Source organism: Streptomyces sp. NPDC025784 (assembly GCF_055558435.1).
The window spans coordinates 516,352-531,395 of the sequence record NZ_JBVHMN010000001.1; the positions used below are offsets into that span (position 1 = coordinate 516,352).

The window sequence follows — 15,044 nt, forward strand, 5'->3', positions numbered from 1 at the left end:
CCGTGGCCACCGCCAAACGTCCGACCCGTCGCAAGGCGGCCACCCCGGAACCGCCCAGGTGCCCGGACTGCGAGGGCACCGGCGAGATCTCCGAAACCGTCCAGGTCGGCGGCCGTAAGAAGCGCGCGACCGACGACCGGCAGACCGGCCTGTGCCTGACCTGCCTGGGCACCGGCGACACCCCGACCATCTGACCCGCCGGGGGAGGGACGACCGGACCTGATCCTTGCTCCGTCCCCCGGCGCCAACCCCGACAGGAGGTGACGACCGTGACCCGCTCGATCCGACTGGACGCCGTACTCGTACAAGCCGTGATCGCCGGTGCCCTGTCTTTCGCCCACCTGCACGACATCGCCCAAGCGGCCGGACAGACGGGCTGGAAAGCCTGGGCCTACCCCATCAGCGTGGACTTGCTCCTCGTGGCGGCCTGGCGCCGGCTGCGCGCTGATGGTCCGTCCCACCTGGTGTGGTGCTGGTTCGTGACCGCCCTGGTCGCCTCGCTCGGCGCGAACATCGCCACCGCCGGGCTCCTCGACCTGCACGACGTTCCGGCCTGGCTGCGCATCCTCGTGGCCGGCTGGCCCGCCCTCGCCTTCCTGGGCGGAACCCTCCTCGCCCACAACGCGCACACCGACAGGACCACCGAGCAGGCGGCCACCGCCTCGGGCGGCGCTCCGAAGGAACCGATGCGCGTGGCACTCGAACGCGACCCGGACCCCACTCCATTTGCTCCGGTCAGCACCACCCCAGAACGCCCGGCCGTCGAGTCCACTCCCGGCGCTGCTCCGGCTCCGGCGGTGCCCGCCGCCCTGGTCGACCACGCCCGAAAGGTCGCCGACGCGCACCGTGCCCGGACCGGCTCCGACATCGACACCGACACCCTGCGCGTCCGCCTCGGCGTCCCCGCGCCGTTGGCCGACGCCATCGCGGCCCAACTCACCTGATCAGACAAGGAGAACAGCTCATGCCTGCCCGCGACCACTTCCACTCCGTGATGCGGATCGGCCCGGTACAGATCGGCACCCACCGCGACCGGCACGGCCACACCAAGCACGCCGCGGTGTGCACCTCGAACCGCTGCGGCTGGTCGGCCGACTACTCGAGCCAGTCCGCCGCCCAGCTCGCCGCGCGCACCCACCGCTGCCACCTCGCCGACTGAGAGGACCACCGCGATGGATGTCCCGCTCTGGCTCGCCCTGATCGTCGTCGGCTGGCTCGGCATCAAGCTCTGGCGTCCGCCCTGGTGGCTCGTGGCCCTGCTTCTTCTGGGCGGCTATCTCCTCGCGGACAGCGTTCTCGCCCCGGCCATCGACACCGCCATCAAGTAACCCCTGAAGGGAGAACCCTCGTCATGCTCCGTCCGAAGATCCCCACCAATCCGACCCCCACCGGCACCGTGATCCGCCCGAACGTGGTGCAGGCCACCGCCATCGCCCCTCAGGCGCAGACCCCGCCCCCGGCAACTGTTCCGGTGCCGACCCGCCCCACGGTCCAGCTCACCCCGGGCTCGCTCGCCCTGGTGGTCGGCGGCGGTGTGGCCGTGGTCCTAGTCGTCGGGGTCGTACTGGTCTCGATGCTCCTCGCTGTGGCGGTCGCCGGCGCCTCGGTCGCCGTGTGCGCGGTCGTCCTGCGCTCTCTGCTCAACTCCGAGCGCACTCACCGTTGAACGGCCCCCGGAGCGGCCTCAGTCGGCAAACTCCGTCCGCTCCGGGCGCCTCCACCTTCCAGATCCAACGGACCCGAAAGGGAAAGCCCATCATGCCCCAGCACTACCCCGATACGCGTGTCTGCCCGGACTGCGACGGCTTCGCCTCCGCCGCCGTCACCACCGGTGCCCGCCACCGCGACGGCTCCCGCGTCACCCTCCGCGTCGACTGCCGGGCCTGCAAGGGCGCGGGCCTCGTTCTGGTCCGCCGAACCGTCCTTGCCTCGGTCGGGAGGTGACGGAACGATGATGCGCCGACCGCCCGACAGTCGCCCCTGTGCCCGCCCGATCCGTCGTTCCGCCACGTCCCGCCCGACGTCCATCCACCTGTTCTGTGGTGCTGGCGGTGACTCCGATGGCTTCCGCCGCGCCGGCTTCGATGTCGTCCTGGGCGCCAATCACTGGAGCCGCGCGGTGGAGACCCACGCCGCGAACTTCCCCGAGGCAGACCACCTGTGTGTGGATCTAGACCACTACGACATGCGGCGCCTACCCAAAGCCCGCGTCCTGGTCGGCTCCCCCATCTGCACCGAGGGCAGCCCAGCCGACGGAGTTGCCCGGCCCAAGCCTGCTCCGACTACCGGGCAGCTCTCCCTTCTCGAAGAGGGGCCGATGGAAGACGCGGCGTGGGAGCGCACCCGGGCCACCGCGTACGACATCCTGCGGGCCTGCGAGGTCCACAACTTCGACGCCGTGGTCTGCGAGAACGTGCCCCGGTTCGCGACCGGTTGGCCGCTGTTCCACTGGTGGCTGCACGGCATGGAACTGCTCGGCTTCCGGGCGCAGATCGTCTCCGTCTCCGCTGCCCACGTCGGCGGTGAGGGCAACCCGCACGCACCCCAATGGCGCGACCGGATCTTCATCGTCTTCACCCGCACCGACATGCGGACCCCGGACCTGAGCGTGCGTCCGCTGGCGTGGTGCTCGGGCTGCGAGCTGGACGTGCAGGCTGTCCAATCCTGGCGCAACGGACGGACGGTCGGCCGCTATCGGCAGCAGTACGACTACCGGTGCCCCAACGACCGCTGCCGCCGCCAGATCGTGGAACCCTACGTCCGCCCGGCCGCCTCCGCGATCGACTGGAGCGATCCCGGTGTACGGATCGCCGACCGAGGCGAGCACAAGATGCGCCCTCTGGCCGACTCCACACTCCGCAAGATCAAGCTGGGGCTTGCAAGGCACCGCGTCCCGTCCGTCATCACGGTCACCCACGCCGACCAGAGCGACGGCCGTGCAATCCCCGCGCTCTCCACTCCCCTGGCCACCCGCACGGTCCGGATCGGTGACGGCATCGCCCTTCCGCCACTGCTGATCCCCACCGGCGGGAGCTGGAACCGCGACGCGGCAACAGTGACCAGTCCGATGCGCACCCGCACGACACGGGAGAGCGAAGCGCTGCTCACCCCGCTGCCCTTCATCACCGAGCTGCGCGGCGGCGGCTCCACTACCCGCGTCGTCGCCGACCCGCTCGCCTCGATCACCGCTGGTGGCAACCACCACGGCCTCGTCATCCCCTACCGCAAAGGCAACCCGACTACCACCGCCGACCCGCTCCACACCATCGCAACTCGCGAGTCCGCCGGTGTCATCCTCGGCGCTGACGGTCTCGACGAGGAAATCGACCTCGGAGACTGCTACTTCCGGATGCTGTCACCCCGCGAACACCTGCGCGCTCAGCGCTTCACCGACGACTACACGGTCCTCGGCCACGGCGGCGAGCAGACCAAGCAGGCCGGAAACGCCGTCCCCAGCAACGTCGCCCAGTGGATCGCCTCCCGGCTGTTGGAGGTTCTGTGACAGCCGACTTGCTGAACGAGCCGGCCACCCTCAGCGATGCACTGCGAGTGGCCGGCTCGCCAGACTTCCGCCGCTGGGAAGACCAGATCATCCGCACCGGAGGCTGCTCCAACCCTGTCCACCTGGCGGGATGGACGATCACGAAGGACAAGATCACCGGTGAGGTCCTCAACCGGTACTCGACCGAGCATGAGCCAGGCGGCCGGCTGCGGATCGCCTGCGGTAATCGCCGTGCCTCCCGCTGCCCGGCCTGCGCCTTCACCTACGCAGGCGACACCTACCACCTGATCCGTGCGGGCCTGGCCGGAGACGATCGCCGCGACATTTCCGCCACAGTGCGCGAGCACCCCCGGGTGTTCGCGACCTTCACCGCACCTTCGTTCGGCCCGGTCCACAACCGGCCCGACCATGCCCGCTGCCGCTGCGGCGTCCTGCATGCCTCGGATGATCCGGCGCTCGGCACTGCACTGGACCCGGACAGCTACGACTACGCCGGGGCGGTGCTGTTCAACAACCATGCCGGGGAGCTGTGGCATCGCTTGGTCAAGCGGCTGCACCGGGAGATCGCTGCACGCGCGGGGCTGACTCAACGGGCGCTGAAAGAGGTCTGCCGGCTCTCCTACGGCAAGGTGGCCGAATTCCAGAAGCGTGGCGCGGTGCACTTCCACTCCGTGATCCGACTCGACGGACCGGACGGCCCCAGCACTCCCCCGCCGGCCTGGGCGACAACGGAACTCCTGGCCGACTCGATCCGGGCCGCCGCGGTCCACCGGTACGCCTCCGTGTCCGTGCCCGCCGCCGGGGACCAACCCGCCCGAACCTTCCAGTGGGGCAGGCAGCTCGACATCCGCCCAGTGCGGGCCTTCGGCGACGGCTCCGTACTCACGGAACAGGCGGTCGCCTCCTACGTCGCCAAGTACGCGACCAAAGCGGCAGAGACGACCGGCACTCTCGATCGCCCGGTGGGCAACCGCGAAGCTGCCGCGCTCCTGGGTGTCCCGGAACACACCCGGCGCCTGCTGGATGCCTGCTTCGATCTCGAACCGCTCTACCCGGATCGGCGATTACGCGCCTGGGCACACATGCTCGGCTTCCGGGGCCACTTCTCCACCAAGTCCCGCCGCTACTCGACCACGCTGGGCGCTCTGCGCGAGGCACGCGCCGACTACCGGGCCCGCGAGGAACGCGAGCTCCTCGGCCTGGACGACACCGAGCCGGACACCGTCCTCGTCCTCGCTGACTGGCAGTACGCCGGCCACGGCCACACCCCTGGCGAGTCCGCCCTCGCCGCCTCAATCGCCCGAGACCTACAGCTCAACCGAGAGACCGCGCGCGAAGCGCTGCGCGACGAACAGACCCAAGCCGCCCTGGAAGGAGCCACAACATGACCACCGTCACCGCAGAGTTGCTGACCGTGCCGGAGGTCATGGCACGGCTCAAGCTCGGACGCTCCAAGGTCTACGACCTGATCCGCTCGCACCGCCTGATCTCGATCAAGATCGACGGCGCCCGCCGTATCCCCGCCGATGCCGTGCGGGACTTCATCCTCGGCCAGATCGAGCAGGCCGCCTGATGACCGGCCAGCGCAAGCGCAACCCCAACGGGGCAGGCACCATCACCAAGCGCAAGGACGGCCGCTACCAAGCTGCCGTCTACGTCCTCCAGCCGGACGGCACCCGGGCCCGCAAGTTCGCCTACGGCAAGACGTGGCAGGAGTGCGACACCAAGCGCCGGGAACTGCTCGCCAAGGTCGACCAGGGCGTGCCCGTGCCCACTCGGTCGGCCAAGCTCTCCGAGTGGCTGCCGTACTGGCTGGAGAACGTGATCAAGCCCCGACGGAAGCGGACCACGTACGCGAAGTACGAGTTCCACGTCCGGCTCTACCTGGTGCCCATGCTCGGCACGAAGAAGCTGCAGTCACTGAGCGTCGCTGACGTCCGCCGCTTCCTCGCCCGACTGGAGCAGCAGACCACCGCCGCTACCGCGAAGGAGACCCACAAGGTTCTCCGCACGGCTCTCTCGGCTGCCTGTCGTGAGGAGCTGATCGCGAGAAACGTCGTCACTCTCGTCGACGCGCCTCGGGTTGAGTCCCACAGCCTCGATCCCTGGAGCCTGGACGAAACGCTCGACTTCCTCACCGCCGCCCGCCGTGATCCGCTCTACCCCGCCTTCGTGCTCTCCATCGCGCTCGGCCTCCGTCGTGGGGAGGTCATCGGGCTCCGGTGGCAGGACGTCGACCTCGACAAGCGCGAGATCAGGATCCGGAAGCAGCGACAGCGCGTCGGAGGGGAGGCGTACGAGGACGATCCCAAGGGCCGGCGGCGTAGGCAGGTGCTCCCGTTGCCTGCCATGTGTGTGGCCCCACTGCGGTACCAGCGGATGCGGCAGGCCGCGATGCGCGAGCGTGCGGGTGATCGCTGGGAGGACAGCGACTACGTGTTCACCACGCGTACGGGACGGCCGATCGAGCCGCGCAACGTGTACCGCTCCTTCACCCGGGTCGCCGGGAACGCGGGCCTGCGGGTCATCCGACTGCACGACGCCCGGCACGGCTGCGCGACCCTGCTCACCGCGGCCGGCGTGGCGCCCCGCGTCGTGATGGAGATCCTCGGGCACAGCCAGATCGCCGTCACGATGAACGTCTACGCCCACGTCGTCCAGGACACGCAGCGTGAGGCCGTCAGCCACATGGACCGGCTGCTCACACGGCGGCTGCAGCGCGAGTAACCCCGGCGCTGATGTCAGATCTGGATGTCAAAGACCCCCAGCCATGATCGGCTGGGGGTCTTTGTCCTGGTGGGCGCGGACGGTTTCGAACCGCCGACATCCGCCTTGTAAGGGCGGCGCTCTACCGCTGAGCTACGCGCCCAGGACGAGTCGACAGCCTACATTGCCGGAGGGCGTGCCCCGCAAACCCGTATCGGGGCGGCGCCGGGAGCGCAAGGCGGGCGGGGGTTATCCCCACCTCGGATTCGGGAGCCGTCCGGATGCCCCGGGACGGGCCCGGTCCGTACGGTCGAAGGGCGTCGGAGATACGTCCCGAGAGGCCCGGCGCGTGTCGCCGTTCTTCTCAGGGGGAGATCACCATGGCCCGATCCGTCGCCGTCCGCGCGGCCGCCGTCACCGGGGTCGTGGCGGCCCTCGTCGCGACCGTCACCGCCTGTGGCGCGTCCGCCGGGGACGACAAGGAGCCCGACCACCGCGCGTTCGACCTGCACGGCCGGACCCTCACCGTCGACTCCGACGACTCCGCGCTCGACCTCGTGGTCTCGGACGACGCGCAGGCCGGCCGGGTCGAGGTCACCCGGTGGTTCCAGGGGCACGTCGTCGTCGGCGGCGACCCCGAGGTCACCTGGGCGATGAAGGGCGACGACCGGCTCGTGCTGCGGATGAAGTGCTCGGGCATGGTCGCCGACTGCTCGGCCCGGCACCGGATCGTGGTGCCGCGGGGCGTCGCGGTCACCGTCGACGACGGGGACGGGCGGGTGACGGCGCGCGGCTTCGAGGAGCCGCTGACCATTCGTACGTCGGACGGTTCGGTCCGGGTGTCCGACTCCTCGGGGCCGCTGGACCTGCGCAGCGCCGACGGCTCGATCCACGCGCTCGGTGTCGGCTCGCGGCAGGTGCGGGCCCGCACCCAGGACGGCTCGGTGCGGCTCGAACTCGCCGCCGTACCGGACCTGGTGGAGTCCCGCACCCAGGACGGCTCCGTCTCGATCGCGCTGCCCAGGGCGACGTACCGCGTGAACACCGGCAGCGGCGACGGATCGGTACGGGTGTCCGTGCCCCGTGCCGACAGCAGCTCCCACGTCGTCACCGCCCACACCGGCGACGGAAAGATCACGGTACGAACCGCGAACTGACCGGCCCGTGTGTTCGTCTTCAACCGGTGGGAGAATGACAGCCGGGCAAGGCGGATGACAGCACGGGAGAGGGATGTGACGGCGACACCTGCGCAGCCGTACTCGCCGTTCGAGCCATGCGCACGGTCGGCACACCGCCCACCGGCGCCGGCCCGGACCCGTCGTCGGCCCGCCCACGACGCCCTCGCCCTCATCGTCTTGCCTCTGCTGGCGGTTCTCGCACTGCCCGCCGCCTTCGCGGGCGGCGGTACCCGGCGGTGGTTCGGCGGACGTGCCGAGAGCCAGCGGGCCGAGGCGCAGGCAGCCAAGGACGCCGCCGCGGCAGCGTTCTACGAACTCGACACCGCCCAGCGCGATCTGCGCATCTCCATCGAGACCATCACGGCCGTCGACGACTCCCCCGCCGCGCGCCGCGCGGTCGCCGACTTCGATGCGCTGGGCCGGCGGATCGACGAGGCCAGCCACCGGTACATCACCGCCGTGGACGCCCACGACCTCGACCGGGACGACCTGGAGGCCTCGGCCGCCGTACGGGCCCGCACGGAGCTGACCGCCGCCAAGGACGAGCTGGGCCGGGTCAAGTCCGACCTGGAGCGCTTCGAGCAGGGGCTCGGTCCGCTGCTCGGCAAGGCCGAGACCCAGCTCGCCCGGCTGGCCCCGGCCGTCGAGCGGGCCCGGCAGGCCCTGCTCGCCGCGTCGAACGCGCTGGACGGCGTACGGGGCTCCGGGCTCAGGGCCGACGACCTCGCCGCCCGGCTCGCCGCTCTCGGACCCGAACTGACCAAGCTCAACCAGGGGGCCGGACGGCACGGCGTGCCCGAGACGCTGGAGCGAGCCGAACGGGTCTCGCGGGAGGCCGGGGCGGTGCGCGCGGAGGCGGAGCGGCTGCCCGAGCGGGCCGCCGAGATCGACCACCGGCTCGTCTCGCTGCGGACCCGCGCGCAGGCGCTGACCACGCGGTCCGGGCAGGTGGAGCCGGTGCTGAGCGAGCTCAGGCGCCGCTTCTCGGCCGCCTGCTGGCAGGACCTCCAGCACGTACCGGAGCAGGCCGCGGAGAGCGTGCGACAGGCGGAGCTCAAACTGGAGGAGGCGCGGGCCGCGCGGGACGAGCAGCGCTGGCCGGACGCCACCTCGCTGCTGTCCACGGTGCGTGCGCTGCTGAACAACACGGACGAGGCCGTGTCCGCGGCCGGTGACCGGCTGCGACGGCTGAACGCGGTCGCCAAGGACCCGCAGCAGGAGATCGACCGCACACGCTTCGCCATCCGTGACGCCCAGCGGCTCGCCATGGCGGGCCGCAGCACGCCCGATCCGCGGCACGCCCGCCCGCTCGACGACTCGGTCGCGCGGCTGGACCGTGCCGTCGCCACGCTGGAGGGCCGCCACCCCGACTACTGGCACTTCCTGACGGAGACGGAGGCCGTGCGGCAGACGGTGGCGCGGGTGGTCTCCCAGATCCGCGAGGAGCGCGGCGCGGGCGCCTGATCGACGGGGTTGCGGCCCGCTGCGCCGTGCCCCGGACGGGGTCGGCGGTGCCCCGGAGGGGGCGACAGCGCCTTGGCGGTGTGCGTGGTCCTCCGGCCGGTGTCGGCAGGCCCTCCGCCGGGTCGGCCCTTCCTCAGAGGGTGCCGGTGTGTGCCCTCACCGCGGGCAGAGGTACCTGGGGCCGGCTCTCCCGACGCGGCGGCCCGGCCACGGACCCGCCCTCACGAGGTGAACCGATCCGCGACGGTGCGGGCGCAGAGACTCCGCGCGCCCGCCCGTCCCGGGCTAACCTGTGCGCATGCCTCGCTACGAGTACCGCTGCCGGACCTGCGGCGACACCTTCGAACTCAGCCGCCCGATGGCGGAGTCCTCCGCCCCCGCGGACTGCCCCGCCGGGCACGACGACACGGTGAAGCTCCTGTCGACGGTCGCCGTCGCCACGGGCGGGTCGTCGTCCGCACCTGCCCCCGCGCCGCGCGCCGGCGGTGGCGGCGGCGGTTGCTGCGGCGGGGGCTGCTGCGGCTGACCCACCGGTCCGAGCGGTTTCCCGGGGCCTGCGGTACGCGAACGCTGCGCTCCCGGGACCGCGAACAGCGGGCCCCTCGCCGCTCCCGGGGAGCGGAACGAGAGGTCAGCCCCGCACGCCGCCGTCGCTGGCCCGTACGAACTCCCGCAGGATGCGCTCCCCCGCCAGTACTCCCCGCTCCGGGAGTGCGGTGATCGCGGCCGCCGTCCAGTCCGCGTCGGCGAGTTCGCCGTGGCCGGGGCGCCAGCCGCGGTCGGCGGCGAGCAGGAGGTCGGCGTCGAGGAGGGAGTCCCCGGCGGCGAGGGTGAGCTCGGCGCCGGTGCGGCGGGCGATCTCCCGCACGGCGGCGCTCTTGGTGAGCGGCTTCGGCACCGCGTAGATCTTGCGGCCCTGCAACGACACCGTCCAGCCGCGGCTCTCCGCCCACACGGCGAGGTCCTTCACCCACTCCTCGGGGAGCAGTTCGCGCTCCACCACGAGATAGACGAACAGGTCCTCGGCGACCCGGTGCTTGCGCACCCAGGCGGGGTCCGCGGTGGTCTCCAGGTGTTCACGCACCTCGGCCAGCGGCGCGCACTCCGAGGCGAGCCGCGCCGTCACCTGCGCGTGCCAGTCGGGGTCCGACGCCCCGTCGACGAGCAGGTGCCCGCCGTTGGCGCAGATCGCGTACTTGGGCGCGGGCCCGGGCAGGTTGATGCGCTGGTACTGCTTGCGGGTGCGGGTCGTGGTGGGCACGAAGTGCGCGGTGTCGCCGAGCCCGGTGAGCAGTCCGGCCGCCGCCTCCGTCATGTACGACAGGGGCTTGCTCTCGTGCACCTCGACGCAGAGCAGCCGGGGCGCCCGCGCGTCGGGCATGGTGAGCGCGAGGGCCGCGGAGGAGTAGATCAGCGTGCGGTCGAGGTCGCTGGCGACGAGCACCTTGGGCGCGGACATCAGGCGGTCACCGCCTTGCCGTCGGCGCCCGTCGCGCCCCTGGTGTACTTCGGGTGGATCAACCCGACGCAGGTGTAGGGAAGTTCGTCGACCTCCTCGACGGGCACGCCGCGCTGCTCGGCGAGCAGACGTACGTGGTCGAGGTCGGCACCCGCTCCGGTCCGGGCGAGGATCTTCCAGGGGACGCGCCGCAGCAGGACGCGGGTGGTCTCGCCGACACCCGGCTTGACCAGGTTCACGTCGTGGATGCCGTACTCCTCGCTGATCCGCTCGACCGCCGCCCAGCCCTCCCAGGTGGGGGTGCGGTCGGCGGCGAGGAGTTCCTTGGCCTGGGCGCAGGCCGCGTCGGCGACGTCGTCGAAGCGGGCCGCGACCGCGTCCAGGAAGTCGGCGGAGACGTCGGAGCCGGCGAGTTCGCGGTAGAACTTCGCGCCGTGGAAGTCATGTTCGCCGACCAGGTCGGAACGGAGCACGGTACGCGAGATCAGGCCCGAGACGGTCGAGTTGAGGCAGGCGGAGGGGATGAGGAAGTCCTCGCGGGTGCCGTACGTGCGGACGCAGGAGCCGGGGTCGGCGAGGACCGCGATCTCCGGGTCGAAGCCGGTGATGCCGTCGGAGGCCTCGAACTCTTCGACGGCGTCGGCGAGTTCGCGAGTGATGGCGCCCTTGCCGGTCCAGCCGTCGACGAAGACGACGTCGGCCGGGTCGTGGTGGGCGGCCAGCCAGCGCAGCGCGTTGGCGTCGATGCCGCGTCCGCGGACGATGGACACGGCGTAGTGCGGCAGGTCGAGGTCGTGGCGGTGTTGCGCCCAGCGGCGCATCAGGACGCCGACGGGGGTGCCGGCGCGGGCCAGGGACACCAGCACGGGTCGCGGCGACCGTTCGGCGAGGACGATCTCGGTGACGGCGCCGACGGCCTGGGCGAGGCGGGCGGCGGAGTCGGCGAGGGCCGTGTGGAACAGCTCCTGGTACTGGGCGTTCGGCTGGTACTCGACGGGCAGCGACTCCGCGTAGTGGGCGCCGCCGCTCTGGATCGCCTCCTCGCGCTCCTCGGTCGGCGCCTCCAGGCCCACGTCCGAGAGGTCCTGGAGCAGCCAGCCGACCTCGTCCGGCGCGTACGAGGAGAAGGCGGGGCCGCGGAGGGGCTCGGGGAGCATGGAGGGCCTTTCGGTCGGCGTCCGAGCGGGGACGTACGAGGGGACGACGGCGAGCAGGACGCTCGGTGTGTGCTCCGCGAGCCGGGCCAGCAGGCCGTCGGGGGCGTGCAGCTCCGGGGTGTCGGCGACGGAGTCGACGACGGCGACGACGGCGTCGAAGCCGGCGCCCGCGACGTTGTAGGCGTAGCGCTCGCCGGGGCCGTCGTCGGGGTCGTCGTGGGCGGGGAAGACGATACGGCTGCGGATGGCGTAGCCGGGGTCGTCGAGGGCGAGGACCGGGGACCGGGTGGTCGTGGAGTACCGCACCTCGGCGGTCACGACCTGTTCCAGCTCGCGCGCCAGCCTGAGCGGCGCGTACATCAGCTCCTCGAAGCCGAGCACGAGCACCCGGCGCGCGCCGTCGGGGAGGGCGTCGGCGAGCCGCGCGGCCATGGCGGGCAGGGCGCTCTCCAGGCGTATTCGGTGGCCGGGCGTGAATCCGTGCCGTCCGCCGTCGGGCACGCCGCTGGGCCAGCCCAGCTCGACCCGGACGGCCTTCGCGGTGCCGCCGTGCACGGCCGGGGCGGGTGGCGCCGGCTCGTGGGCGGCGACGAGGGCCTGGCCCTTCTCCAGGACGCCCTCGGGGAGCCGTACGGTGCCCGAGGCCGCGGACACCAGGTCGATGCGCGCCCCGATCTCCGCGGCGAGCTGCTCCAGGCGGCCCAGGTCGGCGGCGGAGCGCATGTCGACGAGGGCCACGACGACGTACCGCCGGCGGGGGTAGCGCTCGTGCAGGGCACGGACGGTGTTGAGGACGGTGTTGCCCGTGGAGAACTCGTCGTCGACGAGCACCAGGGGGCCGCTGCCGGCCAGCAGCGGGGGGTCCTCGGGCAGGAGGAGGTGCGAGGTGGCGTGCGAGTGGGACTCCTCGAATCCGCCCGCAGTGGCGACGGCCGCGACGGGGCGGCGGGTGGAGTGCAGGTAGGGCGCGAGGCCCAGGCCGTCGGCGACGGAGTGGCCGAGCCCGGTGGCCGTCTCCGCGTATCCGACGACGACGGCGGCGCGGGCTTCCTCGGCGCCCAGCAGGTCACGGACCCGGCGGCCGAGCGCGAACCCGTGGCCGTAGACCACGGACGGCGACTGCGGTACGTGCTTGCCGAGGACGTTGGACACGAGGAGGTGGGCGCGCTTGGGGTTGCGGCGCAGCGCCAGCCCCAGCAGCTCGCCGAGCCGCTCGTCCCCGACGAGTTCGACACCGAGTCGCTCGGCGACCCACGTACCCGTCCACACGACGTCGTTCACAGCGTTGTTCATCGATTCCTTGTCGATCGTGTTCCGCGGGGCCCGGCCGGGCCGGCTCACTCGGGGAGTCCGGCGGCGAGCAGCTCCACGAAGCCGATGTCCTCGTTCGCGACGCCGAAGACCTCGGCGCGCAGGAGCGTGCGCTCCGCCCAGGCGCGGTGCGGTTTCACTTCATTCATCTTGTTCGTGTAGGCCGACCGAAGTACACCCCCGCCGCCGCGCTCGGGGCTGAGGATGTCCTGGGCGTCGCTGAACTCCTCGTGACTGACGACGGACAGCGCGTGCACGGGCAGGACGTGCGAGGGGTGGATGCAGGTCTTGCCCAGCAGGCCGTTGGCCTGGTCGAGGGCGATCTCGCGGAGCAGTCCGTCCATGGCGTGCTCGATCAGTGCCTCGCGCAGTTCCTCCGCCTGGCCCTCCAGGAAGGGGCTGCGGCGCAGCTGCGGCTTGAACATGCGCTCCTGGACGCGGAAGTATTCCCAGACCGGTCCGGTCACCGTGAAGCCGGTGCCGTCGGCCCGTCCCAGCATGTTCACCACGTCGGCGATCACGGAGGCGACGACCTGCACGTCGTAGGCCGTCATGTCGGGTGCGCGGCGCAGCCCGTACGAGGAGCAGAAGTCGGTGACGCCGAGGCGCAGGGCGAGCACGCGGTCGCGGTACTTGTCGACGGCGCGGGATATGCCCTCCAGGGTCTCCACGCGCGATTCCCGGTAGAGCAGCTCGGGCGACTCCAGCACGGGCATGGCGAACAGCCGGCGTCCGCTCGCGGTCTCGGCGCCGGCGAGGGCCTCCAGGAAGGGCATGCCGCGTTCCTCGGTGAACTTGGGCATGACGAACCCGGACAGCAGCCGGACGGAGGGGCCGAGGCGCCGGACGAGGTCGGGGATCTGCTCGGGGAAGCGGACCCGGACGAAGAGCAGCGGGAGCTCGCCCGCGTCGGCGCGGCCGGCGAGGTCGGCGAACTGCCTGACGAGGTTCTCCTCGGCGCCGGTGACCTCCGCGTCGTCGATGGAGTCCTCCAGGCACAGCACCATGGAGACCACACCGCGTTCGGCCTGCTTGACGATGTCGTCGGCCAGTCGGGGCCTGGTCGCCGGGCTGTACAGCGTGGCTCCGAGGGCCGTGGCCAGTACGCGGGCCGGTGAGTCGGCGGTGAAGACGCTCGGCTCCTGGTGGAAGAGGCGTTGCCGCTCTTCCGGGGCGATGTGACCGAAATGACGCATGAAACTCCCCCGTGGCGACTAGGCGGCCCTACGTGATCTGGCCGGTAATAGTACGTATGGATCCATGTCTGAGGTTCCCACCGAGCATGAAGTTCAGGTAACCCGGCCGTGTCCGGCACCCACCGGTTCCGGGGAGACCCCACGTTGTCGTGACCAGGACCGAGAGGGCAGGATGACCGCATGACGCACGCGATGCTGAAGGGGTCGAACGTCCCGCTGGACGCCACAGCGGTGCGCGCCGTGCTCCGCTGGACGCCCGGGCAGGACGTACCCGATGTGGATGCCTCGGCGCTGCTCCTCGGCCCCGACGGTCGTGTGCGATCCGACGAGGACTTCGTCTTCTACAACCAGCCCCGCCATCCCTCCGGCAAGGTGTGGCGGCTCGGCAAGAAACGCGTCACCGAGGGCCTGACCGACACGATCCAGACGGATCTGGCGGGTGTCGAGTCCGGTGTCGGACAGATTCTGCTGGTCGCTTCGGCAGACGACGTCACCTTCGACCGCGTACGTGATCTGCGCATCGTGCTGTACGACGCCACCGTCGCGGACGGTGAACCGCTGGCGTACTTCGACATCAAGCCGGAGACCGGTGCGGAGACCGCGCTGATCTGCGGCGAGCTGTACCGGCGTGGTGACGGCTGGAAGTTCCGGGCGCTCGGTGAGGGCTATTCCAACGGTCTGGTCGGGCTCGCGACGGACTTCGGCATCTCCGTGGACGAGACGGAGGCCGCGGCGGCGGCCGTGACCGGATCCGGTCCCGACGCCGCCTGGTCGGCGCCCGTGTCCTCTCCCGAGACCTCGGTGCCGCTGCCTCCCGAGCAGCCCGCTCCGGTGCCGCAGCAGCCCTCGTACGGCTATCCGCAGCCGGCCGCCGCGCCCACCGCCCAGCCCGCTTACGGCTATCCGCAGCCGCAGACCGCTCCGGCCGCCCAGCCGGCCTACGGCTATCCGCAGCCGCAGACCGCCCCCGCGACCCAGCCCGCGTACGGCTTCCCGCAGCCGGTGGGCACGCTGCCGGACCCGGACTTCAGGCTGCCTCCGCAGGGGCCTCAGTTCCTCGGGCGCTAGGGC

The 15,044-nt window shown here is 71.7% G+C and carries 17 protein-coding genes and 1 tRNA gene; 14 read left to right on the top strand and 4 right to left on the bottom strand.

Annotation, left to right across the window (positions count from 1 at the left end):
* Positions 1–2 precede the first annotated feature (2 nt).
* From ACZ4IF_RS02275 to ACZ4IF_RS02320, 10 genes are all read left to right on the top strand, one after another.
* On the top strand, positions 3–194 hold the full coding sequence (locus tag ACZ4IF_RS02275; RefSeq protein WP_467558790.1) for a hypothetical protein: 192 nt from the start codon (positions 3–5) through the stop codon (positions 192–194).
* Between the two features lie 75 nt (positions 195–269).
* Positions 270–944: a DUF2637 domain-containing protein gene (locus ACZ4IF_RS02280; RefSeq protein ID WP_467558792.1), complete on the top strand. Its 675-nt coding sequence runs from the start codon at positions 270–272 to the stop codon at positions 942–944.
* Between the two features lie 20 nt (positions 945–964).
* The gene (locus ACZ4IF_RS02285) at positions 965–1,159 is read left to right on the top strand and encodes a mobile element transfer protein (RefSeq protein ID WP_467558794.1); all 195 of its coding nucleotides are present in this window, start codon (positions 965–967) and stop codon (positions 1,157–1,159) included.
* Positions 1,160–1,172: 13 nt separating this feature from the next.
* Positions 1,173–1,328, top strand: coding sequence for a hypothetical protein (locus ACZ4IF_RS02290; protein WP_467558796.1), 156 nt, complete (start codon positions 1,173–1,175; stop codon positions 1,326–1,328).
* 23 nt (positions 1,329–1,351) lie between these two features.
* Positions 1,352–1,666, top strand: coding sequence for a SpdD-like protein (locus ACZ4IF_RS02295; RefSeq protein WP_467558798.1), 315 nt, complete (start codon positions 1,352–1,354; stop codon positions 1,664–1,666).
* Between the two features lie 92 nt (positions 1,667–1,758).
* Positions 1,759–1,944: a hypothetical protein gene (locus ACZ4IF_RS02300; RefSeq protein ID WP_467558800.1), complete on the top strand. Its 186-nt coding sequence runs from the start codon at positions 1,759–1,761 to the stop codon at positions 1,942–1,944.
* 10 nt (positions 1,945–1,954) lie between these two features.
* Entirely contained in the window at positions 1,955–3,502 is a 1,548-nt protein-coding gene (locus ACZ4IF_RS02305) for a DNA cytosine methyltransferase (protein ID WP_467559925.1), read from the top strand.
* Positions 3,499–4,890, top strand: a complete 1,392-nt coding sequence (gene repSA, locus ACZ4IF_RS02310; RefSeq protein ID WP_467558802.1) for a replication initiator protein RepSA — start codon at positions 3,499–3,501, stop codon at positions 4,888–4,890. The genes ACZ4IF_RS02305 and repSA overlap by 4 nt, the downstream gene beginning before the upstream one ends.
* Positions 4,887–5,075 (top strand): helix-turn-helix domain-containing protein, encoded by a 189-nt coding sequence (locus tag ACZ4IF_RS02315; protein WP_467558804.1) that lies wholly within the window; start codon positions 4,887–4,889, stop codon positions 5,073–5,075. The genes repSA and ACZ4IF_RS02315 overlap by 4 nt, the downstream gene beginning before the upstream one ends.
* On the top strand, positions 5,075–6,229 hold the full coding sequence (locus ACZ4IF_RS02320; RefSeq protein ID WP_467558806.1) for a tyrosine-type recombinase/integrase: 1,155 nt from the start codon (positions 5,075–5,077) through the stop codon (positions 6,227–6,229). Before ACZ4IF_RS02315 ends, ACZ4IF_RS02320 begins: the two co-directional genes overlap by 1 nt.
* 67 nt (positions 6,230–6,296) lie before the next feature.
* On the opposite strand, the gene ACZ4IF_RS02325 is transcribed toward ACZ4IF_RS02320, so the two are convergent.
* Positions 6,297–6,371 (bottom strand) — tRNA-Val (locus tag ACZ4IF_RS02325).
* Positions 6,372–6,588: 217 nt separating this feature from the next.
* Here ACZ4IF_RS02325 and ACZ4IF_RS02330 point away from each other — a divergent pair.
* The 3 genes from ACZ4IF_RS02330 to ACZ4IF_RS02340 all read left to right on the top strand — a co-directional run bounded on the left by ACZ4IF_RS02330 (position 6,589) and on the right by ACZ4IF_RS02340 (position 9,376).
* The gene (locus ACZ4IF_RS02330) at positions 6,589–7,365 is read left to right on the top strand and encodes a DUF4097 family beta strand repeat-containing protein (RefSeq protein WP_467558808.1); all 777 of its coding nucleotides are present in this window, start codon (positions 6,589–6,591) and stop codon (positions 7,363–7,365) included.
* A gap of 75 nt (positions 7,366–7,440) precedes the next feature.
* Positions 7,441–8,850, top strand: coding sequence for a hypothetical protein (locus ACZ4IF_RS02335; protein WP_467558810.1), 1,410 nt, complete (start codon positions 7,441–7,443; stop codon positions 8,848–8,850).
* A 298-nt stretch (positions 8,851–9,148) separates the two neighbouring features.
* A complete protein-coding gene (locus ACZ4IF_RS02340) occupies positions 9,149–9,376 on the top strand; it encodes an FmdB family zinc ribbon protein (RefSeq protein ID WP_359491000.1) in 228 nt (75 codons plus the stop codon).
* A gap of 105 nt (positions 9,377–9,481) precedes the next feature.
* On the opposite strand, the gene ACZ4IF_RS02345 is transcribed toward ACZ4IF_RS02340, so the two are convergent.
* The 3 genes from ACZ4IF_RS02345 to ACZ4IF_RS02355 are packed head-to-tail and all read right to left on the bottom strand — an operon-like array spanning position 9,482 to position 13,973.
* Positions 9,482–10,309 (bottom strand): HAD family hydrolase, encoded by an 828-nt coding sequence (locus ACZ4IF_RS02345; RefSeq protein WP_467558812.1) that lies wholly within the window; start codon positions 10,307–10,309, stop codon positions 9,482–9,484.
* Positions 10,309–12,759, bottom strand: coding sequence for a phosphoribosyltransferase (locus ACZ4IF_RS02350; protein ID WP_467558814.1), 2,451 nt, complete (start codon positions 12,757–12,759; stop codon positions 10,309–10,311). Before ACZ4IF_RS02350 ends, ACZ4IF_RS02345 begins: the two co-directional genes overlap by 1 nt.
* A gap of 44 nt (positions 12,760–12,803) precedes the next feature.
* Positions 12,804–13,973 (bottom strand): HpcH/HpaI aldolase/citrate lyase family protein, encoded by a 1,170-nt coding sequence (locus ACZ4IF_RS02355; RefSeq protein WP_467558816.1) that lies wholly within the window; start codon positions 13,971–13,973, stop codon positions 12,804–12,806.
* Positions 13,974–14,153: 180 nt separating this feature from the next.
* On the opposite strand from ACZ4IF_RS02355, the gene ACZ4IF_RS02360 reads away from it, so the two are divergent.
* Positions 14,154–15,041, top strand: coding sequence for a TerD family protein (locus ACZ4IF_RS02360; RefSeq protein ID WP_467558818.1), 888 nt, complete (start codon positions 14,154–14,156; stop codon positions 15,039–15,041).
* Positions 15,042–15,044 lie beyond the last annotated feature (3 nt).